Annotated in this window: 17 protein-coding genes and 3 pseudogenes; 13 read left to right on the top strand and 7 right to left on the bottom strand. The window is 64.4% G+C overall.

The window, feature by feature from the left end; genetic code table 11:
- Positions 1-35: 35 nt before the first annotated feature.
- Positions 36-1,424, top strand: a complete 1,389-nt coding sequence (locus HDG32_RS09875) for an 8-oxoguanine deaminase (protein ID WP_260336422.1) — start codon at positions 36-38, stop codon at positions 1,422-1,424.
- Between the two features lie 100 nt (positions 1,425-1,524).
- On the opposite strand, the gene HDG32_RS09870 is transcribed toward HDG32_RS09875, so the two are convergent.
- Entirely contained in the window at positions 1,525-2,457 is a 933-nt protein-coding gene (locus HDG32_RS09870) for a LysR substrate-binding domain-containing protein (RefSeq protein WP_184022674.1), read from the bottom strand.
- A 242-nt stretch (positions 2,458-2,699) separates the two neighbouring features.
- Here HDG32_RS09870 and HDG32_RS09865 point away from each other — a divergent pair, with 242 nt between their 5' ends.
- The 4 genes from HDG32_RS09865 (at position 2,700) to HDG32_RS09850 (ending at position 7,624) form a co-directional block, all read left to right on the top strand.
- Positions 2,700-4,298 carry an ABC transporter ATP-binding protein gene (locus HDG32_RS09865; RefSeq protein WP_184066071.1) on the top strand — a complete coding sequence of 533 codons (1,599 nt, stop codon included), beginning with the start codon at positions 2,700-2,702 and terminating at the stop codon, positions 4,296-4,298.
- Positions 4,299-4,391: 93 nt separating this feature from the next.
- Positions 4,392-5,498 (top strand): ABC transporter permease, encoded by a 1,107-nt coding sequence (locus tag HDG32_RS09860; RefSeq protein WP_090805345.1) that lies wholly within the window; start codon positions 4,392-4,394, stop codon positions 5,496-5,498.
- A 39-nt stretch (positions 5,499-5,537) separates the two neighbouring features.
- Complete coding sequence (locus tag HDG32_RS09855; RefSeq protein ID WP_090800507.1) at positions 5,538-6,467, top strand: ABC transporter permease; 930 nt, start codon at positions 5,538-5,540, stop codon at positions 6,465-6,467.
- Positions 6,468-6,529: 62 nt separating this feature from the next.
- Positions 6,530-7,624, top strand: coding sequence for a BMP family ABC transporter substrate-binding protein (locus tag HDG32_RS09850; RefSeq protein WP_184066068.1), 1,095 nt, complete (start codon positions 6,530-6,532; stop codon positions 7,622-7,624).
- Between the two features lie 109 nt (positions 7,625-7,733).
- Here HDG32_RS09850 and HDG32_RS09845 read toward each other — a convergent pair whose 3' ends face one another.
- The gene (locus tag HDG32_RS09845; RefSeq protein ID WP_018435559.1) at positions 7,734-7,943 is read right to left on the bottom strand and encodes a dodecin; all 210 of its coding nucleotides are present in this window, start codon (positions 7,941-7,943) and stop codon (positions 7,734-7,736) included.
- Positions 7,944-8,240: 297 nt separating this feature from the next.
- On the opposite strand from HDG32_RS09845, the pseudogene HDG32_RS09840 reads away from it, so the two are divergent.
- From HDG32_RS09840 to HDG32_RS09835, 3 genes and pseudogenes are all read left to right on the top strand, one after another.
- Positions 8,241-8,316, top strand: a pseudogene (locus tag HDG32_RS09840) (NAD(P)-binding domain-containing protein); the annotation flags it as partial.
- A gap of 27 nt (positions 8,317-8,343) precedes the next feature.
- Positions 8,344-8,491, top strand: a pseudogene (locus HDG32_RS37225) (NAD(P)-dependent oxidoreductase); the annotation flags it as partial.
- Between the two features lie 93 nt (positions 8,492-8,584).
- Entirely contained in the window at positions 8,585-10,177 is a 1,593-nt protein-coding gene (locus HDG32_RS09835) for an ABC-F family ATPase (protein ID WP_090800503.1), read from the top strand.
- Positions 10,178-10,284: 107 nt separating this feature from the next.
- On the opposite strand, the gene HDG32_RS09830 is transcribed toward HDG32_RS09835, so the two are convergent.
- Positions 10,285-10,488, bottom strand: coding sequence for a DUF1289 domain-containing protein (locus HDG32_RS09830; protein ID WP_090800501.1), 204 nt, complete (start codon positions 10,486-10,488; stop codon positions 10,285-10,287).
- Between the two features lie 123 nt (positions 10,489-10,611).
- Positions 10,612-11,454 (bottom strand): annotated as a pseudogene (locus tag HDG32_RS09825) (divalent metal cation transporter); the annotation flags it as partial.
- Positions 11,455-12,030: 576 nt separating this feature from the next.
- Here HDG32_RS09825 and HDG32_RS09820 point away from each other — a divergent pair.
- From HDG32_RS09820 to HDG32_RS09805, 4 genes are all read left to right on the top strand, one after another.
- Positions 12,031-13,131, top strand: coding sequence for a polyamine ABC transporter substrate-binding protein (locus tag HDG32_RS09820; protein WP_184066065.1), 1,101 nt, complete (start codon positions 12,031-12,033; stop codon positions 13,129-13,131).
- Between the two features lie 90 nt (positions 13,132-13,221).
- A complete protein-coding gene (locus HDG32_RS09815; RefSeq protein WP_184022680.1) occupies positions 13,222-14,388 on the top strand; it encodes an ABC transporter ATP-binding protein in 1,167 nt (388 codons plus the stop codon).
- Entirely contained in the window at positions 14,385-15,317 is a 933-nt protein-coding gene (locus HDG32_RS09810; protein WP_184066062.1) for an ABC transporter permease subunit, read from the top strand. The genes HDG32_RS09815 and HDG32_RS09810 overlap by 4 nt, the downstream gene beginning before the upstream one ends.
- Entirely contained in the window at positions 15,314-16,132 is an 819-nt protein-coding gene (locus HDG32_RS09805; protein WP_184066060.1) for an ABC transporter permease subunit, read from the top strand. The genes HDG32_RS09810 and HDG32_RS09805 overlap by 4 nt, the downstream gene beginning before the upstream one ends.
- A gap of 247 nt (positions 16,133-16,379) precedes the next feature.
- Here HDG32_RS09805 and HDG32_RS09800 read toward each other — a convergent pair whose 3' ends face one another.
- Complete coding sequence (locus HDG32_RS09800) at positions 16,380-17,870, bottom strand: NAD(P)/FAD-dependent oxidoreductase (RefSeq protein ID WP_184066057.1); 1,491 nt, start codon at positions 17,868-17,870, stop codon at positions 16,380-16,382.
- Between the two features lie 212 nt (positions 17,871-18,082).
- Between HDG32_RS09800 and HDG32_RS09795 the strand changes: the two genes are divergently transcribed.
- Entirely contained in the window at positions 18,083-18,751 is a 669-nt protein-coding gene (locus tag HDG32_RS09795) for a TetR family transcriptional regulator (RefSeq protein ID WP_260336421.1), read from the top strand.
- 93 nt (positions 18,752-18,844) lie between these two features.
- Here HDG32_RS09795 and HDG32_RS09790 read toward each other — a convergent pair whose 3' ends face one another.
- A complete protein-coding gene (locus HDG32_RS09790) occupies positions 18,845-20,026 on the bottom strand; it encodes a tetratricopeptide repeat protein (RefSeq protein WP_184066051.1) in 1,182 nt (393 codons plus the stop codon).
- Between the two features lie 161 nt (positions 20,027-20,187).
- Positions 20,188-20,868, bottom strand: a complete 681-nt coding sequence (locus tag HDG32_RS09785; protein ID WP_184066048.1) for a PspA/IM30 family protein — start codon at positions 20,866-20,868, stop codon at positions 20,188-20,190.
- Between the last annotated feature and the right edge of the window lie 119 nt (positions 20,869-20,987).

Raw genomic sequence — 20,987 nt, 5'->3', positions numbered from 1 at the left:
CGGCTTTGCATGCAGGCAATCAGGCGGACAGACGAATGACGATGAATGAAGCACTGAAACAACCCGGTAAAACGATGCTCGTGAAGCACGCGGACGTGCTGGTCACGATGGATGACGAGCGGCGCGAACTGCGCGACGCCGGGCTGTATATCGAGGACAACCGGATCGTCGCGGTCGGACCGACCGCGCAACTGCCGCAAACGGCCGACCAGGTACTCGACCTGCACGGCCATCTCGTGATTCCGGGCCTCGTCAACACGCATCACCACATGTACCAGAGCCTCACGCGCGCGATTCCCGCCGCGCAGAACGCCGAGTTGTTCGGCTGGCTCACGAACCTGTACAAGGTGTGGGCGAACCTCACGCCTGACATGATCGAAGTATCGACGCTGACCGCGATGGCCGAACTGCTGCTGTCGGGTTGCACGACGTCGAGCGACCATTTGTATATCTATCCGAACGGCAGCCGTCTCGACGACAGCATCGCGGCCGCGCGCCGAATCGGCATGCGCTTTCATGCGGCGCGCGGCAGCATGAGCGTGGGACGCAAGGACGGCGGCCTGCCGCCCGATTCGGTGGTCGAGCGCGAAGCGGACATCATGAAGGACACGCAGCGTCTGATCGAGACGTATCACGACGATGGGCGCTACTCCATGCTGCGCGTCGTCGTGGCGCCGTGCTCGCCGTTTTCGGTGAGCCGCGACCTGATGCGCGAATCGGCGGCGCTCGCGCGCCAGTACGGCGTGTCGCTGCATACGCATCTGGCGGAGAACCTCAACGACGTCGAGTACAGCCGCGAGAAGTTCGGCATGACGCCGGCCGAGTATGCGCACGATCTCGGCTGGGTCGGCCATGACGTATGGCATGCGCACTGCGTGCAACTCGACGACGCGGGCATTGCGCTGTTCGCGCGCACCGGCACCGGCGTCGCGCACTGTCCGTGCTCGAACATGCGGCTCGCGTCGGGCATCGCGCCGGTCAAGCGCATGCGGCTCGCGGGCGTGCCGGTCGGGCTCGGCGTCGACGGCTCGGCGTCGAACGACGGTGCGCAGATGGTCGCCGAAGTGCGCCAGGCGCTGCTGCTGCAGCGTGTCGGTTTTGGGCCCGATGCGATGACCGCGCGCGAGGCGCTCGAAATCGCGACCCTGGGTGGTGCGCGCGTGCTCAATCGCGACGACATCGGCGCGCTCGCGCCCGGCATGGCCGCGGATTTCGTCGCGTTCGATCTGCGTCAGCCGCACTTCGCCGGCGCACTGCACGATCCGGTGGCGGCTCTGGTATTCTGCGCGCCGTCGCAGGTCAGCCATAGCGTGATCGACGGCAAGGTGGTGGTGAACAATGGGCAGTTGGCGACGCTCGAACTCGGGCCGGTGATCGAGCGGCATAACGCGCTCGCGCGGCAGCTTTACGAGGCGGCCGCTTGAGCTCGAGCGGAACGGGCGGCACTCGCGCCGCGCCGCGCGCAAGCCGCGAGTCGCTGATCCGTGAGCGGCGGCGCCAGTGCGATCGGCGCCGCATGCGGCGTCAGGACTTGTCGATCAACGTCCGGGTCGCCTCGCCAACCAGGCCGCGCAGCCAGCGCACTTCGTCGGAGTAATGCACGCGCTCGTGCCACAGCTGGTAGTACTGCATCGGCGGAAAGTCGAGTGGCGCGGCCACCACGGTCAGCGGCAGGAACTTCGCGTAGTAGTCGGCAAAGAGGCGCGTCGTCGTGAAGATCAGATCGGATTTGATCAGCACGTACGGCGCGAGATTGAAGTAGGGCAACGTGACGACCACATGGCGCTTGAGCCGCTCGCGCGCGAGATGCACGTCGATCGCGCCGCGCTGGCCGACCGAATACGGCGTCGGCGCGAGATGTGGCGCGTTCAGGTACTGGTCGAGCGTGAGCCCGCCGCGTTTGGCGAACGGATGCGTGTTGCTCATCAGGCACACGATCTGATCGACGAACAGGTTCGACAGATGCAACTGCTCGGGCGGCTCCGGCCAGTTGCCGACCACGATGTCGAGCTTGCCGTCCTCGAGCGCGAGTTCGTAGTCGAACGCGGGGCCGAGCGAATGGAATTCGAGCGTCGCGTTCGGTGCGGCCTTGCGGAAACGTTCGACGACCGTCGGCACGAACAGCACGTTCAGGTAGTCGGGACAGCCGATCCGGTAGCAGCGGATCGACGTGGCCGGATCGAAGTTGTGCTGCTGGAACTTGATGCGCTCGATTTCGCGCAGCGCGTTCTGCACCGGTTCGAGCAGGCGCAGACCGTACTCGGTCGGCACCATGCCGGACTTGCCGCGCACCAGCAGCGGGTCGCCGGTGATGTCGCGCAGACGGCGCAGCGCCGCGCTGATGGCAGGTTGGGACTGGTTCAGTTTGACGGCGGCGCGGGTGACGCTGCGCTCCATCAGCAGCGTGTGCAACACGCGCAGCAGGTACGTGTCGATCGCCTCGCGTTGCTGGCTCATGGATTCTCCGAATATATGTGCTGGCTGATCGAACGAACGTGGGGGTATATGCGTTTTAATATGGACGAAAAACGGCGTCAAGGGCGACATACCCGCAGAGCTTGTAGCGGCGGGGGTTTGCGGGAATTTTGTCAACTCGACTGAGTGGGGCGAATTAGGTATTGTCATCCGGTTGTGGTGACGGATCGCCCGCCGGCGGCAAGCAGGCGGCAAGCAGCGTCACGAACGCACTACGGAATCTCATGAGCGACACTCCACTTAGCGACGGCGCGCAACTCACCGGCCAGGCGGTGCCTCGGCTCGCAATGACGGGCATCACGAAGCAGTACCCGGCCGTGCGCGCCAACGACGACGTCACGCTCGTCGTCGCGCCCGGCGAAATCCACGCGGTGCTCGGCGAGAACGGCGCGGGCAAGAGCACGCTGATGAAGATCATCTACGGCGCCGTGCGACCCGACGCCGGCGAGATCCGTTGGGAAGGCGAGACGGTCGACATCGCGAGTCCGGCGGCCGCCCGCAAGCTCGGCGTCGGCATGGTGTTCCAGCACTTCTCGCTGTTCGAGACGCTGACGGTCGGCGAAAACATCGCGCTCGCGCTCGACGAACCGTTCGATCTGAAGACGTTGGCCAAACGCATCCGCGAGGTGTCGGCCGACTACGGGCTCGACATCGATCCGCAGCGGCATGTCCACAGCCTCACCGTCGGCGAGCGGCAGCGTGTCGAAATCGTGCGCTGCCTGCTGCAGAATCCGCGTCTGTTGATCATGGACGAACCGACCTCGGTGCTGACGCCGCAGGCGGTCCGCAAGCTCTTCACGACGCTGCGCCGGCTCGCGGCCGAGGGCTGCAGCATCCTCTACATCAGCCACAAGCTCGACGAAATCCAGGAGTTGTGCGACACCGCGACGGTGATGCGCGGCGGTCGCGTGACCGGCCATGTGACGCCGAAGAACGAGACGCATGCCTCGCTCGCGCAGTTGATGGTCGGCCACTCGCTGCCGGACTACACGCGGCGCGAGCACAAGCCGGGCGCGGTGCTGCTCGATGTCAGGCAGTTGTCGGTCGCGAGCGACGATCCGTTCGGCACCTCGTTGCGCGACGTGTCGTTCAGCGTGCATGCGGGCGAGATCTTCGGCATTGCCGGTGTGTCGGGCAACGGGCAGGCGGAACTGCTCGCGGCGTTGTCCGGAGAGAAGCGCGCTGAAAAACGCAGCCTGCCGGCCGACGCGATCACGATCTGCGGCAAACCGGCCGCGCGCCTCGGCGCGGGCGGGCGGCGCGCGCTCGGCTTCGGCTTCGTGCCCGAAGAGCGGCTCGGCCGCGGCGCGGTGCCGGCGATGAGCCTCGCCGACAACGCGCTGCTCACCGCGCATCGGCAGAGCATGGTCAACTCGGGCTGGATCAAAACGGGTGTGATGCGCGCATTCGCCAAGCGCTGCATCGACGCGTTCGACGTGCGCTGCGGCGGCCCCGACGCGCTCGCGCAAAGTCTGTCGGGCGGCAATCTGCAGAAATACATCATGGGCCGCGAGATTTTGCAGGCGCCGAAGGTGCTCGTGGTCGCGCAGCCGACGTGGGGCGTCGATGTCGGCGCGTCGGCGTTCATCCGTCAGCAACTGCTCGATCTGTCGGCGCGCGGCGTTGCGATTCTGGTGATCTCGGAGGAACTGGAAGAGCTGTTCGATATCTGCGATCGCATCGCGGTGCTCGCGGGCGGGCGGCTTTCACCGGTGCGCGCGACCGGTGCGACCAACGCCGAGGAAATCGGCCGCTGGATGGCGGGGCTGTTCGGCGACCGCGAGGGCGCGGCGCCCGCGGCGGATCAGCCGGCGCATGCATGAGGCGAGGCGTTGCCCGCCGGCCACGCCGAGACGCTAACCACGCACGCGAATGCGGACCCTGAAGAACAGAACCCGAACAAATACACGCTACCCATGATGCTTCCCTATCGACTCGAAGCCCGCACGTCGCCGTCGCGCACGATGCAGCTCGCCGTGCCGCTGATCGCCGCGTTGCTGACGCTCGCGATCGGCTTCCTGATCTTCGGCCTCGTCGGCCGCGACCCGTTGCAGGCGATGCACGGGTTTTTCATCGAGCCGCTGTCCAGCATCAACGGCTGGTCGGAGCTGCTGCTGAAGGCGTCGCCGTTGTGCCTGATCGGCCTCGGTCTCGCGATCGGCTATCGCGCGAACGTGTGGAACATCGGCGCCGAAGGGCAGATGCTGCTCGGCGGCATCGCGGCGAGCGGCGTCGCGATCTATTTCGATCAGGCGAGCGGCTGGTGGATCCTGCCGACCATGATGGCGGCCGGCATCCTCGGCGGCATGGCGTGGGCCGCGATTCCCGCGTTTCTGAAGAGCCGCTTCAATACCAACGAGATTCTCGTGAGCCTGATGCTCACGTACGTCGCGACGCAACTGCTGATCTATCTCGTGAGCGGCCCGTGGCGCGATCCGCAGGGCATGAACTTCCCGCTGTCGGAGATGTTCAGCGGCGACGCGCTGTTTCCGACGCTGTATGGCGACTGGCACTGGAAATTTCTGCGTGGCACGCGCCTGAACGCGTCCGTGTTCCTCACGCTGATCGCGATTCCGCTCGTCTGGCTGTTCATGCGCAAGAGCTTCGCGGGCTACCGGATGAACGTCGGCGGACTTGCGCCGCTCGCCGCGCGTTACGCCGGTTTCTCCGACAAGAAGACGATCTGGACGTCGCTGCTGATTAGCGGCGGCCTCGCGGGCCTCGCCGGTATGGGCGAAATCGCCGGTCCGATCGGCCAGTTGCAGGCGACGTGGTCGCCGGGCTACGGCTTCACCGCGATCATCGTCGTGTTCGTCGGCAGGCTGCATCCGCTCGGCATCGTGCTCGCCAGTCTGCTGATGGCGTTGCTGTATCTCGGCGGCGAAGCGGTGCAGACCTCGATGCAATTGCCGCAGGCGCTCTCGGGCGTGTTCCAGGGGCTGCTGCTGTTCTGCCTGCTCGGCGCCGACCTGTTCGTGAACTACCGCGTGCGGCGCCGCTCGGCCGCAGCAGTGGCTCGTTGAGTTTGCCAATCAGCTCGCTAATCCGCTTTCAGACACGATATGGATATCCAGCAAGCCAGCGCGCTCACGTCGAGCGCGATCACCGCGTCGATCCCGCTGATGTTCGCGGGCGCCGGCGAACTCGTCGCCGAAAAATCGGGCGTACTCAACCTTGGCGTGGAAGGGATGATGCTGATGGGCGCCGTCAGCGGCTACGCGGTCACGTCGATCACCGGCAGCCCGTGGCTCGGCGTGCTCGCCGCGATCGGCGCCGGTCTCGCGATGTCGCTGCTGTTCGCGTTCCTCACGCTGACGATGCTCGCCAACCAGGTCGCGACCGGCCTGTCGCTGACGATCTTCGGCATCGGGCTGTCCGCGTACGTCGGCAAGCCGTACACGTCGGCGGCGGTGCGCGCGACGATCGATACGTGGACGATCCCCGGCCTGTCGAACATCCCGGTGCTCGGCCCGGCGCTGTTTACCCTCACGCCGCTCGATTACCTCGCGTTCCTGATGTTCGCCGCGATCGGCTGGTTCCTCTATCGCACGCGCGCGGGACTCGTGCTGCGCTCGGTCGGCGAATCGCCGCAGGTCGCGCATTCGGTCGGCTTTCCGGTGGTCGGCGTGCGCTATGGGGCGGTCGCGTTCGGCGGCGGCATGGCGGGGCTCGCGGGCGGCTACTATTCGATCGTCAATCTGCACCTGTGGCAGGAGAACCTGACCTCGGGCCGCGGCTGGATCGCGCTCGCGCTCGTGGTGTTCGCGACGTGGCGCCCTGGGCGACTGCTGATCGGCTCGCTGCTGTTCGGCGCGGTGACGGGGCTGCAGTTCTATGCGCAGGCGATCGGTGTGCCGGTGCCGACGCAGTTCCTCGCGATGCTGCCGTACGTCGCGACGATCGTCGTGCTCGCGCTGATCTCGCGCAATCCGAACACGATTCGCCTGAATGCACCCGCGTCGCTCGGCAAGCCGTTTTTCTCGGCGGGCTGACGGCGACACAGGTTCTTGATCGATCCGCTCAAACTATTCGCTCATTACGACAGGAAAAAAACATGAAGAGAAGACATCTGCTGACCGCTTTCGCTTGGGGTGCGGCGTCGCTGGCACTTGCGGCGCCGCTCGCGCAAACCGCGCAGGCCGCCGACGTGCCGGGCGTCGCGTTCGTCTATCTCGGCAATCCGGGCGATGCCGGCTGGACCTACGCGCACGATCAGGGCTCGCGGGAAGCCGAAGCGAAGTTCGGCAACAGGATCAAGATCACGCGCGTCGAGAACGTGCCCGAATCGGCCGACTCCGAGCGCGTGTTCCGCGATCTCGCGAACAAGGGCAACAAGATCATCTTCGGCACGAGCTTTGGCTACCAGGACTTCGAGCTGAAGGTCGCGAAGGACTTCCCGGACACCATCTTCCTGCACGCGACCGGCTACAAGAAGGCGCCGAACTTCGGCACCTACGACGTGCGCATGTATCAGGGCGCGTACCTGGCCGGCGTCGCCGCGGGCTACGTGACGAAGAGCAACACGCTCGGCTTCGTCGCGTCGGTGCCGATTCCGGAAGTGGTGCGCAACATCAACGCGTTCACGCTCGGCGCGCGCTCGGTGAATCCGAAGGTGCATACGAAGGTGATCTGGATCAACAGCTGGTTCGATCCGGGCAAGGAAAAGCAGGCCGCCGAAACGCTGATCGGCCAGGGCGCCGACGTGCTGCTGCAGAACACCGATTCGAGCGCGACGCTCGCGACCGCGTCGGAGAAGCACGTGCACGCGTTCGGCTGGGATTCGGACATGAAGAAGTTCGGTCCTGATGCGCATCTCGGCTCGGTCGTCGCGCACTGGGGCGTGTACTACAGCGCGGTGATCCAGCAGGTGCTCGACGGCAAGTGGAAGAACGATCCGGTGTGGTGGGGCATTCCGCAGAAGGCTGTCAACCTCGAGGACCTGAACACCTCGGCGATTCCGGCCGATGGGCAGAAGCAGGTTGCCGCGAAGCGCGACGAACTCGCGAGCGGCAAGCGCGACGTGTTCACGGGCCCGATCAAGGATCAGTCGGGCACGGTGAAGGTGCCTGAAGGCAAGACGCTGACCGATCCGGAACTGCAGCGCCTGAACTGGTACGTGGAGGGTGTCGACGGGTCGCTGCCGAAGTAAATCGGGCGGTCCGTTGTTGAAAAAAAGCTGCGTCCAGCCCCGCCTGGACGCAGCTTTTCTGTTTGCGGCTTGCGCGTGGCAGCGGGCAAGCGTGTCGTGCGGTCGCCGCTCAGTCCTCGATGCGCAGGCCGACCTTCAGCGTTACCTGCCAGTACGCGACCTTGCCGTTCTCGATCTGGCCGCGCGTTTCCGTGACCTCGAACCAGTGCAGATTGCGCAGCGTTTCCGACGCTTTGGCAATCGCGGTAGTGATCGCGTCGTCGATCGATTTCTTCGACGAACCGGTCAGTTCGATCTTCTTGTAAACGTGTTCTGACATGAGTTCCTCCTTGGTGTGCGCCGCTGGTCAGTAAAACGCTGCTCGGAAACGTGCATGGAAAAAAGTATAGGCAACGGTTCGCGCAGTCCGACGGACATATGCGTCCTCGCCAGCGCAATCGCCTGCGCGGCGGATCAGACGTCGCCGCTCGAACCATCGATACCGCACATCGCATGCCCGGTATCGCGCGACTTAAGCGCCTGGCGCGGTCGCTATCATCCGTACGCAACATAAGCCATTCAATCTGATAACCGACGAGGTTCGAACGTGGAAACTGGTTTTTGCGGCCCCGGCCTGATGGGCGCGCCGATGATCCGGCACCTGCTGCGCGCGGGTCATAGCGTGCATGTGTGGAACCGCACGCGCGCGGTCGAGCAGATCGTGTTCGGCCCGGCGGGGGAGCGCCTACGAGACCGGCACGCCGATGCCGGTCGGCGTCGACGGTCCAGCAATTGCTGCGACTGGGTGCGGCAATGGGGCTCGCCGACGCGGATTTTTCGGCCTTTATCGACATTCTGCAGACGCCGCGCAGCGGCTCGAGCGGGTGACGCGGGCCGCGCCGGAACAACTGTCCGGTTGAAAACTCCAAACCTGCTAAAATATTGGGTTTTTCGCCGATATCACATTCAAAGGGACGCGCTGTGCTGTCTACTGCCAATATCACCATGCAATTCGGGCCGAAGCCCCTCTTCGAGAACATTTCGGTCAAATTTGGGGGAGGGAATCGCTATGGCCTGATCGGTGCGAACGGCTGCGGTAAATCCACCTTCATGAAGATTCTCGGTTCGGATCTCGAGCCCAGCTCGGGCAACGTGATGCTCGAGCCGAACGTGCGTCTGGGCAAGCTGCGCCAGGACCAGTTCGCGTACGAAGACGTGCGCGTGCTCGACGTCGTGATGATGGGCCACGCCGAAATGTGGGCCGCGATGACCGAGCGCGACGCGATCTACGCGAACCCCGACGCGACCGACGACGACTACATGCACGCGGCCGAGCTCGAAGCGAAGTTCGCCGAGTACGACGGCTACACGGCCGAAGCGCGCGCGGGCGAGCTGCTGCTCGGCATCGGCATTGCGATCGAAGACCACAACGGCCCGATGAGCAACGTGGCGCCCGGCTGGAAGCTGCGCGTGCTGCTCGCGCAGGCGCTGTTCTCGAAGCCGGACGTGCTGCTGCTGGATGAGCCGACCAACAACCTCGACATCAACTCGATCCGTTGGCTGGAAGATGTTCTCAACCAGTACAACTCGACGATGATCATCATCTCGCACGACCGGCACTTCCTGAACCAGGTCTGCACCCACATGGCCGACATGGACTACGGCACGCTGAAGGTCTATCCGGGCAACTACGACGACTACATGCTCGCCAGCACGCAGGCGCGCGAGCGTCAGCAGGCCGCCAACGCGAAGGCGAAGGAGCGCGTGGCCGATCTGCAGGACTTCGTGCGCCGCTTCTCGGCGAACAAGTCGAAGGCGCGCCAGGCCACCAGCCGTCTGAAGATGATCGACAAGATCAAGATCGAGGAATTCAAGCCGTCGTCGCGGCAGAACCCGTTCATCCGCTTCGAGTTCGAGAAGAAGCTGCACAACATCGCGGTGGTCGCCGACAGCATCTCCAAGAAATACGAGCGCTCGATCTTCAATAACTTCAGCATCAGCGTGCAGCCGGGCGAGCGCATCGCGATCATCGGCGAGAACGGCGCGGGCAAGACCACGCTGCTGCGCTCGTTGCTCGGCAATCTGCAACTCGACCACGGCACGGTGAAGTGGGCGGAAAACGCCAACGTCGGCTACATGCCGCAAGACACGTACGAAGAGTTTCCGGGCGACGTCACGCTGATGGACTGGATCGACCAGTACCGCAAGGAAGGCGACGACGAGCAGATGGTGCGCGGCACGCTCGGCCGGCTGCTGTTCAATGCGGACGACATCCGCAAGTCGGTCAAGGTGCTGTCGGGCGGCGAGAAGGGCCGCATGATCTGGGGCAAGCTGATGCTGGGCCGCCACAACGTGCTGCTGATGGACGAGCCGACCAACCACATGGATATGGAGTCGATCGAGTCGCTGCAGATCGCGCTCGACAAGTTCGACGGCACGCTGATTTTCGTCTCCCACGACCGCGAGTTCGTGAGCGGCCTCGCGAACCGGATCATCGAAGTGAAGACCAATGGCACGCTGAACGACTTCGGTGGCAACTATGAGGACTTCCTGACGAGTCAAGGCGTGCAATAAGCGCTTCGGTTCACGCTGATCGAATCGCGTCACAGCAAAAAGCCCGCTTCGTCGAAGCGGGCTTTTTTTATGGTCGCGTCAACGTGCGATGCGCGCAACGAACACGCTCACACCTTGTCGTTCTGAAACCGCATCGCCGTGCCTTCCCGTTCGATCCGAGTCCAGATCGCGCGCTTTTCCTCGTCGCTCAGAAACACCCAGTTCGACACTTCGGTGGCGGTGCGGCCGCAGCCTTTACAGACCTCGTCGAAGAGCGTGGAGCAGACACCGATGCACGGGCTGTCGGGAAGATCGTGGAGATTCGAAGTCATCGGAAACCTTGAGGCGGGGAGGCGAAGTCCCGCTATGTTAACCGATGCGCGCCGTGCGCCTTGCATGCGTCGCTCAGCGTCGTGCGAACTTCATGTCAATTGCGCTGACCTTTGCGTCTGCGATCACGCCGAAGTCGCCAGTTGCCACATCAGCGCGCCATTGAGCGCAATGATGCACGCCGCCGACAGCCATGACAGCACGAGCGGCACGCCGTGCACGCGCCAGCCGCGCATCAGCGCCGCATCGGACGCGCAGCGGATCAGCGGCACGACCGCGAGCGGCAATTGCAGGCTCAGCACGACCTGGCTCGCGACCAGCAACTGATTCGAGCCATGCTGGCCGAACACGCCCACCGCGAGCAGGGCCGGCCCGATCGCGAGCGCACGCGTGAGCAGCGCGCGTTTCCAGCGCGGTAACCGCAGCCGCAGGAAGCCCTCCATCACCGTCTGACCGGCCAGCGTGCCCGTGACGGTCGCGCTGAGTCCGCACGCGAGCAGCGCCGTCGCGAACAGGATGCCGGCCCAGCGGCTGCCGACGAGCGGCGCGATCAGCCGATGCGCATCGGCCAGATCGGTCACGTCGCGATGACCGCTGGCATAGAACACGGCCGCCGCGACGATCAGCAGCGCCGCGTTGATCACGAACGCGAACGCAAGCGAGCCGAAAGTATCGAGATTGACGACGTGCAGCGCGGCTTTGATCTGCGCGTCGCTGCTGTCGGGCGCGTGATGCTTGACCAGCGCCGAATGCAGATACAGGTTGTGCGGCATGACCGTCGCGCCGACGATGCCGGCCGCTAGCCACAGCATGCCCGCGCTTCTGATCAGCTCCAGGCTCGGCGCGGTGCCGGCGAGCGCCGCGTGCCAGTCGGGCCGCGCGAGCGCGAGCTGCACGACGAAGCACAGGCCGACGAAGCCGATCAGCGAGGCGATCACCGCCTCCAGCCTGCGGCCGCCTTTCTGCTCCGGCAGGCGCCGGCGCCGGTCGGGACGCATCGCGAAAGGATTGGTGTTCATCGTGCCAGAGCTTGTGGGAAACGCATCCCGTTGCAAGTCAAATGCCGATCGCACGCGCGCAGCGGCTGGCCGGCCGTCGCGCGACGACGTCGCGCAATACGCATCAAAAGATCATGATAGGAGCATTCGTGGCGGCGCCGCGGCGCATGAAAGGCGCGCCGGACGCCGACGCGGCTCTGCACCGGCAAGCACCGTCCGGCACTCGCGCGCGCCAGAGCGGCGCACCGCCCAGGTGCGAGCCAACGCCGAGCTGACAACCAGATAACAGCGACGCGATGAAACCCTCGCAGCCTGTGCCCAGCGCGGATAAAGCGCGGCCGACGACCGCGTATTTTTCGGTAGACACGGGCCGATAACCCGTTAAAATTTCGGCCATTTTGCAAGGGTGCGGCCAGAGCCTGTACCGTTTGCGCGACAGCTCCGGGTTTTTTTTTGTGCGGGCAATAATTGGTGGTAGTTTTCGGGGTTTTCAGGGGACCGTGCGGGCGACGGCGCGGCTTGAGTGACGAGAGATCGGAGAACGGGATGAACAAGCGGATAGTGGGGCATATGGCGGCGCTGATCTTGTGCGCGGCGCCGTGGTTGACGGCCGCTGCGAAGGATACGCAGCTCAACGTGTATAACTGGTCCGACTACATCGCGAAGGACACGATACCGAACTTCACCAAACAGACCGGCATCCAGGTCAAGTACGACAACTACGACAGCGACGACACGCTGCAGGCGAAGCTGCTCACCGGTCACTCGGGCTACGACATCGTCGTGCCGACCAGCAACTACGCGGGCAAGCAGATCGCCGCGGGCATCTTCGAGCCGCTCGACAAATCGAAGCTGCCGAACCTGAAGTACCTCGACCCGTCGCTGATGGCGCTCGTCGCCGGCGCCGATCCGGGCAACAAGTACGTGGTGCCCTGGGCGTACGGCACGACCGGCCTCGGCTACAACGTGACGAAGGTCCAGCAGATCCTCGGCAAGGACGCGCCGCTCGATAGCTGGGACATCCTGTTCAAGCCGGAAAACATCTCGAAGCTCAAGGCCTGCGGCGTGTCGGTGCTCGACGCGCCGGACCAGATGTTCGCAGCCGCGCTGCACTACATAGGCAAAGACCCGATGAGCACGAACCCGGCCGACTACCGCGCCGCGCTCGCGATGCTGAAAAAGATCCGCCCGTACATCACGCAGTTCAACTCGTCGGGCTACATCAACGACCTCGTCGGCGGCGACATCTGCTTCGCGTACGGCTGGTCGGGCGACGTCGTGATCGCCAAGCATCGCGCGATCGAGGCGAACAAGCCGTACAAGATCGAGTACTTCGTGCCGAAGGGCGGCGCGCCGGTGTGGTTCGACGTGATGGCGATTCCGAAGGATGCGAAGCACAAGGAAGCCGCGCTCGAGTGGATCAACTACATCGAGACGCCGCAGGTGAACGCCGCGATCACCAACGCCGTGTACTACCCGAGCGTCAATATGGAAGCGCGCAAGTACGTGGACAAGGACGTCGCGAACGATCCGGCCGTGTACCCGTCGCCGGAAACCATCAAGACGCTGTTCCTGTTGAAACCGCTGCCGCAGGAAATCCAGCGGCTGCAAACGCGACTGTGGACCGAGTTCAAGTCCGGCCGCTAAGCGCGCCAACAAACAGATAAGCAGCCTATGAAGCCCTCGGTGTTCACCGGGGGCTTTGTTCGTCAAACGCCGGAGTGAAGCAGCATTATGATGAGTAGTGACCAGCCGGGCGCGCTGGCCGGGACGGCCGTGCCGTCGACGGGCTCGAACGCCGTGACGGGCGACGCAGCGGAGCAGTTCATCCAGATCGTCGATGTCGTGAAGAAGTTCGGCGAGACCGTCGCGGTCAAAGGGGTCAATCTGACGGTGAAGAAGGGCGAGCTGTTCGCGCTGCTCGGCAGCTCGGGCTGCGGCAAGTCGACCCTCCTGCGCATGATGGCCGGGCTCGAAACCGTGACATCGGGCAAGATCCTGATCGATGGCGAAGATCTCGCGCAACTGCCGCCGTATCGCCGGCCGGTCAACATGATGTTCCAGTCGTACGCGCTCTTTCCGCACATGACTGTCGAGGCCAACGTGGCGTTCGGCCTCAAGCAGGAAGGTGTGCCGAAGGCCGAGCTGAAAGATCGCCTGCACAACGCGCTCGAACTCGTGCAGATGGGCCGCTTCGCGAAGCGCAAGCCGCATCAGCTGTCGGGCGGGCAGCAGCAGCGCGTTGCGCTCGCGCGCTCGCTCGTCAAGCGGCCGAAGCTGCTGCTGCTCGATGAGCCGATGTCGGCGCTCGACAAGCAGATCCGCCAACGCACGCAGATCGAGCTCGTCAACATTCTCGACCAGGTCGGCGTCACCTGCATGATGGTCACGCACGATCAGGAGGAAGCGATGACGATGGCCAACCGCCTCGCCGTGATGAGCGAAGGCCAGATCGTGCAGCTCGGCACGCCGCATGAAGTCTACGAGTACCCGAACAGCCGTTTCTCGGCGGAATTCATCGGCTCGACCAATCTGTTCGAAGGCCGCACGGTCGAGGACGAGCCCGATCACGTGTTCATCGAAACGCCGGATCTGACGTGCCATTTGCACGTCAATCACGGCATCACCGGTCCGCTCGGCATGCCGGTGACGATCTCGGTGCGCCCCGAACGCATCGCCCTCACGCGTAAGCCGCCGGAGGGCGCCTACAACTGGGGCAGGGGCGTCGTCACGAATATCGCGTACATGGGCGGCTATTCGCTGTATCACGTGAAGCTCGACGGCGGCAAGACCGTGATCGCGAACGTGACGAGCCTGGCGCTCACCGAAATCGATCCGCCATCCTGGGGCGACGAAGTCTACGTGCGCTGGAGCGCATCGGCCGGCGTGGTGCTGACGTCATGAAAGAGGCGCTTTCGTCGTTTTTCGCGTGGCCCATGCGGCGTCTGAAGTTCAGGGGACGCACCGCGGTGGTGGCGGGGCCGTTCATCTGGCTGCTGCTGTTTTTCCTCGTGCCGTTCCTGCTGGTCGTGAAGATCAGCTTCGCCGATTCGCAGCTCGGCATTCCGCCGTACACGCAGCTCGTCACCTTCGCGGAAGGCGCGCTGCACATCACGCTCGATCTGTCGCACTACGCGTTTCTGTTGACCGACAGCCTGTACTTCGCGACCTATGTGAATTCGGTCGTGGTCGCGGCGATTTCGACCGTGCTGTGTCTGCTGATCGGCTATCCGATGGCGTACTACATCGCGCGCTCCAATCCGGCCACCCGCAATCTGCTGATGATGGCCGTGATGCTGCCATTCTGGACCTCGTTCCTGATCCGCGTGTACGCATGGATCGGCATTCTGAAGAACAACGGGCTGCTGAATAACTTCCTGATGTCGGTCGGCCTGATCCATTCGCCGATCGAGCTGTATCACACGAACACGGCGGTCTATATCGGCATGGTCTATTCGTACCTGCCGTTTCTCGTGATGCCGCTGTACGCGCATCTCGTGAAAATGGACCTGACCTTGCTCGAAGCCGCCTACGACCTCGGCGCGAAGCCGTGGAAGGCGTTCTGGCAGATCACGCTGCCGCTGTCGAAGAACGGCATCATCGCCGGCTGTCTGCTGGTGTTCATTCCGGCAGTCGGCGAGTACGTGATTCCTGAGCTGCTCGGCGGCGCGAACACGCTGATGATCGGCCGCGTGATGTGGAATGAGTTCTTCGACAACGCCGACTGGCCGATGGCGTCCGCCGTCACATGCGCGATGGTGTTGCTGCTGCTGGTGCCGATGGCGCTGTTCCAGCATGCGCAGGCGAAGGCATTGGAGGAGGGCCGCCAATGAAGCCGAATCGCATGCTGCAGCTGATCGCTCTGGGCATAGGCTTTCTGTTTCTGTATATCCCGATCGTCAGCCTCGTCGTGTATTCGTTCAACGAATCGCAACTGGTGACGGTGTGGACGCGCTTCTCGACGCGCTGGTACGCGGCGCTGTTGCAGGACGGCGAGCTGATCACGGCGGCGTGGCTGTCGCTGCGTATCGGCCTGCTCACGGCGTTCGCGTCGGTGATCATCGGCACGTGGGCCGGCTTCGTGCTCGCGCGCATGGGGCGCTTTCGCGGCTTCACGCTGTACACCGGCATGATCAACGCGCCGCTGGTGATCCCCGAAGTGATTCAGGGCATCTCGCTGTTGCTGCTGTTCATCGAAATGGCGCGCTGGATCGGCTGGCCGGCCGAACGCGGCATCTTCACGATCTGGATCGGTCACGTGATGCTGTGTATTTCGTACGTCGCGATCATCGTGCAATCGCGCGTGCGCGAACTGCATCCGTCGCTCGAGGAAGCCGCGCTCGACCTCGGCGCGACACCGCTGCGCGTGTTCTTCTTCGTCACGCTGCCGCTGATTTCACAGGCGCTGGTGGCGGGCTGGCTGCTGTCGTTCACGCTGTCGATCGACGACGTGGTGCTGTCCGCGTTCCTGTCGGGTCCCGGTTCGACGACCTTGCCGCTCGTCGTATTCTCGCGCGTGCGACTTGGTCTGAACCCGGAGATGAATGCGCTCGCGACGCTGTTCATCGCGGTCGTCACGGTCGGCGTCGTCGCGGCGAACTTCTTCATGCAGCGCGCGGAGCGCAGGCGGGCCGTGATGGCGGTTTGAGCTTGCGCGACGCGCGGGCATCGCGCGCCACGCGTGATCGAACTGGAAATCGCGGCCCTCACTTCTTCTGACGATAGCGATGATCGAGTCCCTTCTGCGCGTGCTGGACTGGCAGCCGCTCTATCGGCTGTGGGAACTGATCGTGATCATCGTGAAGTTTCTATGGGAGCTGTTGCAGTTGCTGGGCGGTGGCGGGTAACGAATGCGCCGGCCCATGCCCGCGGCGCCGGATTGCCATTGTGCGGACTCAGCGCGCGAAGCGGTAATCCTGCGGCCGCACGCGGCGCGTACGCTTGCGAAAGCTGAACGTGAAGCCGGGCCAGATCGCGGTGACTTTGCCGCTCTGCGTCTGATACCAGCTGTGGCAGCCGCTCGTCCACACCGCGTGCCGCATCTCCTGTTGCAAACGCGTGTTGAAATCGCGCTGCACGTCGGCGCGCAAGGTCATCGTGCGCGCATTCTGTTTGCGCAGCACGCGCAGGCAATCGCCGATATATCGCAGTTGCGACTCGATCATGTAGATCATCGAGTTATGGCCGAGCCCCGTGTTCGGGCCGACGATCATGAAGAAGTTCGGGAAGTTCGCGATGCTCGTGCCGAGATAGGCCTCGGGGCCATCGCGTAGCCATAGCGTGCTGAGGTCGGTGCCGTCGAGGCCGGTCACTTCGAACGGCGCAGGCACGTCGTTGACCTGGAAGCCGGTGCCGCAGATGATCGCGTCCGCGTGGTGGTGCACGCCGTCGTCGGTCACGATGCCATCCGCGACGATCTCGCGGATACCGCTCGTCACGACGTCGACGTTCGGCTGACAGACGGCCGGGTAATAGTCGCTCGACAGCAGCACGCGCTTGCAGCCGAGCCGGTAGTTCGGCGTGAGCTTCGCGCGCAGCGCCGGGTCCTTGACGCGTCGCTGCAGATAGCTGAGACCGAACTTCATCGGCATCTTCATCAGCTTCGGATTGACGACGAACGCGATCCCACGCGACTCGAGCTGCCAATAGATCGCGCTGCGAACGAAGCGCTGCGTGAACGGCAGCGTACGGAACAGCCATTGCGCGCGTAGGCCGATCGGCTTGTCGCGCTTCGGCATCACCCACGGCGCGGTGCGCTGGAACAGAGCCAGATGCGCGACGCGCGGCTGGATTTTCGGCACGAACTGGATCGCGCTCGCGCCCGTGCCGATTACCGCGACGCGTTTGCCGTCGAGCGGATAGGCGTGGTCCCAGCGCGCCGAATGGAACAGCTTGCCCTCGAAACGTTCGATGCCGGCGATGCGCGGCAGCGCGGGACGCGACAGCGGACCGTTCGCGGCGATCAGCACGTCGGCCTCGACGATTTCGCGCGCGCCGTTCGTGTCGAGCTCGACGAGCCAGATCTGCCGCGCTTGGTCGAAGCGCGCGGCGCTCACTTTCGCATTGCAACGCACGTAGCGATCGACGCCGTACTTGTGCGCGCAGTGCTGCAGATACGCGAGAATTTCGGCCTGGCTGCTGAACGAGCGCGACCACGCCGGATTCGCCTCGAACGAGAACGAGTAGAGATGCGAGGGGACATCGCAGGCCGCGCCGGGGTAGGTATTGTCACGCCACGTGCCGCCGATGCCGCTCGCGGCCTCATAGACCGTAAACGACGTGATGCCCATTTGCTGCAGACGGATGGCCATGCCGATGCCGGCAAAGCCACTGCCGACGATCGCAATGCGCAGCGCGGTGGATGAAGCGGAAGGGGCGGGCGTCACGGCGGTCTCCGGCACGGGGCGAAAGCGGCGGGTGAAACGATAGCGGCTACGGCGCGCTGGACTCGTGCGGCGCGACGGGCAGGGGCGAAATCGCGCGTCTACAGCTGTCTACACACGGCTTAACGCGCAGGGTAGACAACTGTACACATCGCGTCAAGATCGTTTAGAGTGCAGCTATTAAACGCGCATACCGCGCGATGATTGAACGCACGATGACGACCGTCCCCGAAGCAGCGTCCGTCGCCGGCCCGCAGTTGCCGCCCGGCAAGCGCAAGCTGATCGAAGCCGCGCTGCGGTTGACCGCCGGCGGCCGCAGTTTCGCGAGCCTCGGCTTGCGCGAGCTCGCACGCGAGGCGGGGCTCAATCCGAACACGTTCTACCGCCATTTCAGCGCGCTCGACGAGCTCGCGCGCGAAGCCGTCGCCTCGGTGAGCCGACGGCTTCGGCCGATGCTGCGGCGCGAGCGCTGGCTCGCCGCGCACGACGAACCGCACAGCGTGCCGCGGCGCGCGTGCGTCGCGTTTTTCGCGTTCGCGCTCGCGAACCGCGAGGCGTTCCTGAGCGCGCTGGCCGAATACCACGGCACGTCGCCGGCCTTGCGCGAAGCGGTGCGCGCGAACCTGCACGAGGTGTCGGCGGAGATGGCGGACGACGTCGTGCAGCTCGAATTGATGCCGCGACTCGCGCGCGAGACCGTCGACGAAGTCTGCACGCAGATCGTGCTGCAACTGTTTCATCTATCCGCTGAATACATCGATGCGAACCCCGCGCGCCGCGACGCATTGATCGATTACGCGGAACGTTTCATCGTGCGGCTGTTTGCGGGGGCGGTCGTGCTCGCGCAGCATGAGGGTAGCCAGGCGGAGTCGGCGCGGGCCTGACTTGAACGAAGGCGGTACACAAATCCGGCAGGCAAAAAACAGGCTCCGCGAAGGAGCCTGTCTTTTCATTCGACGCGGATCGATCGGGTTCGATCAGGTATCGGTCCAGCCGCCGGAATCGTCGTTGCTGCCCGTGTCGATGCCGCCGCTGCCGTCATCGTTCCAGTCGTTCGAACCCTGACCCAAGTCGAGGCCGCCGCCGTTTCCGCCGTCGTTGCCGCCCCGGCGCAGTTCGTCGGGGTCGACGACCACGTCGCGCTCGACTACGCGGTCACGCCCGTGACTGAGCGCCTCGCCAAGCAGCACGCCGGTCAGCAGGCCGCCCATGCCGCCACCCATGCCACCGCCTTGCTGCACGATGACCTGCGGCTGCTGCTGATAGGGACCCTGTTGCGGATAAGGCGGTTGCGGGTTGCCGAAGCGCTCGGCCTCCTGCGCGTACGTCGATTGCTGAGCGCTGCCCACGGAGGCGGCGGTCGGATCGGGCCGGCCGTCGGCGCGCGCGCGCAGGCTCGCGATGCGCTGCTCGAACTCGTCGAGTGCATAGGGCGGCAGCGGATTCTTGCCGTTCGACAGCGTTTCGACGGCGCCGCGCAACTGCTCTTCGGTCGCTTCGACGTCTTTCTCGAGCAACTCGTGACCCGGCGCGGTGGATAGCTTCACGTCGAGCTTGATCGAACGCACCGCGTTGAGCATGTCGGTGGCGCGCTTCAATTGCGCGCGGCGGTCCTCGTCGGCGCGCGTGTCTTCCTGGCTGCGCGCGCGGCGCAAGGTCCAGCGCAGCACGAGCGCGATCACCGCGATCAGAACAATGATACCGATCCACATACCCACCCCCGGACCATGCCGTTGTTGCGCTTGCGACATCATCGCCGACTGTTGCTGCACAGCAGGCGCATTCTGCTGCGCGAACGGATTCGCGGCGTGACGGGTGACGTTGCCGCCCGCGCGTTCCGCGTCGCGGCGCAGGCGCGCTTCGGTTTGCGCGAAGCGGCTCGGGTCGGTGAAGCGGATCTGCGGATCGAGCGTCTTTGCCTGTTGGAGCTGCGCGAGCGCCTCGGCGGAACGGCCTTCGCGATCGAGCACCTGGGCGTACAGATAGTGCGCGTGTGCGTTGTTCGGATGCGCTTGCAACACTTCGGTGAGGCCGGCGTCGGCCTGCTGCCAGTTGCCCTGCGACATCGCCGATTCGATTTGCTGGGCGGTCGGCACCGCGAACGCCGCGGCCGACACGAGCAGCAGCGAAGCGAAGGCGGTTGCGAAAAGTTTTTTCATTTGCGGACCGGGCGGGGCGCGCCCGTCTCCATCAGTCGATTGCGGTGGCCGCCTGTGGCGGCCGGTATGCCGGTGCGTTCAGAAGCGAGCGCACCGGCATGTACTGCTACTGCTGTCATTGCTGCGTGTACTTGCTGCGAGGAAGTACACGCATCCGGCATTTACTGCGCCGGCGTATTGAGCTGCTTCTTCAGCGCTTCGAGCCGATCATCGACGGACGGGCCGCGGTTCAGATCCGCGAGCTTGTCGTCGAGCGCCTTGCCGCTTTTTTCGTCGGCGGAGTTCAGACGTGCGTCGGAACGCGCGTTCGACAGCGCGACTTTATCTTCGAGCTTCTGGAAATCCTCGGACAGGTTCGTGCCGCCGATGCCGCCGAGTGCGGTGGCCGCGGTATCTTTCGCCTGCGCGATCTGCTGCTTGGCTTGCAGGATGTTCGAGCGCGCGTTCAGGTCGTTGCGGCGCGTGCGCATGTCCTCGATCTGGCTCTTCAGTTGCGCGACCGACGGCTCCAGCGAAGTCAGTTCTTTGGTCAGCGAATCGCGTTCGGCTTCGGCCGTGGCCTGCGCGCCGAGCGCTTCACGCGCGAGCGCTTCGTCGCCGGACTGCAGCGCACGGCGAGCACCGTCTTCATACTTCTTCGCCTTGTCCGCGGCAACATCGCGCTTGCTTTGCTGGGTGGCGACCTGCGCCTGAATCTCGATCAGCGAGTTTTCGGCCTTGCCGATGCTGTCGTCGAGTTCGCGCACGATCTGGCGCGAGTCGCGCGACGGATCCTGCACCGAATCGGCCGCATCGTTCAAAAGACCTTTGAGCGTGCGCGAAATGCTGTCAAAAAGCGACATGAAAACCTCCAGAGAATGTGAGCGGCGCCGACGATGCGTGCGCGCCTGACTGCCTTGAACTACTGCTACTTTACGCCGCCGTGCGCCATGCTGCGCAACGTTCGGACCGGAGTTCGGGG

Origin of the sequence: Paraburkholderia sp. CI2 (assembly GCF_014201055.1) — a bacterium.
Lineage (GTDB): Bacteria > Pseudomonadota > Gammaproteobacteria > Burkholderiales > Burkholderiaceae > Paraburkholderia > Paraburkholderia tuberum.
The sequence above is the reverse complement of the archived record's forward strand: the minus strand, read 5'-3'. Positions and strand labels throughout refer to the sequence as shown.

Bases quoted from the DNA above. Each gene is read 5' to 3' on its own strand.
- HDG32_RS09875 (WP_260336422.1), top strand. From the start codon at position 36: ATGACGATGAATGAAGCACTGAAACAACCCGGTAAAACGATGCTCGTG.
- HDG32_RS09870 (WP_184022674.1), bottom strand. From the start codon at position 2,457: ATGAGCCAGCAACGCGAGGCGATCGACACGTACCTGCTGCGCGTGTTG.
- HDG32_RS09865 (WP_184066071.1), top strand. From the start codon at position 2,700: ATGAGCGACACTCCACTTAGCGACGGCGCGCAACTCACCGGCCAGGCG.
- HDG32_RS09860 (WP_090805345.1), top strand. From the start codon at position 4,392: ATGATGCTTCCCTATCGACTCGAAGCCCGCACGTCGCCGTCGCGCACG.
- HDG32_RS09855 (WP_090800507.1), top strand. From the start codon at position 5,538: ATGGATATCCAGCAAGCCAGCGCGCTCACGTCGAGCGCGATCACCGCG.
- HDG32_RS09850 (WP_184066068.1), top strand. From the start codon at position 6,530: ATGAAGAGAAGACATCTGCTGACCGCTTTCGCTTGGGGTGCGGCGTCG.
- HDG32_RS09845 (WP_018435559.1), bottom strand. From the start codon at position 7,943: ATGTCAGAACACGTTTACAAGAAGATCGAACTGACCGGTTCGTCGAAG.
- HDG32_RS09830 (WP_090800501.1), bottom strand. From the start codon at position 10,488: ATGACTTCGAATCTCCACGATCTTCCCGACAGCCCGTGCATCGGTGTC.
- HDG32_RS09820 (WP_184066065.1), top strand. From the start codon at position 12,031: ATGAACAAGCGGATAGTGGGGCATATGGCGGCGCTGATCTTGTGCGCG.
- HDG32_RS09815 (WP_184022680.1), top strand. From the start codon at position 13,222: ATGAGTAGTGACCAGCCGGGCGCGCTGGCCGGGACGGCCGTGCCGTCG.
- HDG32_RS09810 (WP_184066062.1), top strand. From the start codon at position 14,385: ATGAAAGAGGCGCTTTCGTCGTTTTTCGCGTGGCCCATGCGGCGTCTG.
- HDG32_RS09805 (WP_184066060.1), top strand. From the start codon at position 15,314: ATGAAGCCGAATCGCATGCTGCAGCTGATCGCTCTGGGCATAGGCTTT.
- HDG32_RS09795 (WP_260336421.1), top strand. From the start codon at position 18,083: ATGACGACCGTCCCCGAAGCAGCGTCCGTCGCCGGCCCGCAGTTGCCG.
- HDG32_RS09790 (WP_184066051.1), bottom strand. From the start codon at position 20,026: ATGAAAAAACTTTTCGCAACCGCCTTCGCTTCGCTGCTGCTCGTGTCG.
- HDG32_RS09785 (WP_184066048.1), bottom strand. From the start codon at position 20,868: ATGTCGCTTTTTGACAGCATTTCGCGCACGCTCAAAGGTCTTTTGAAC.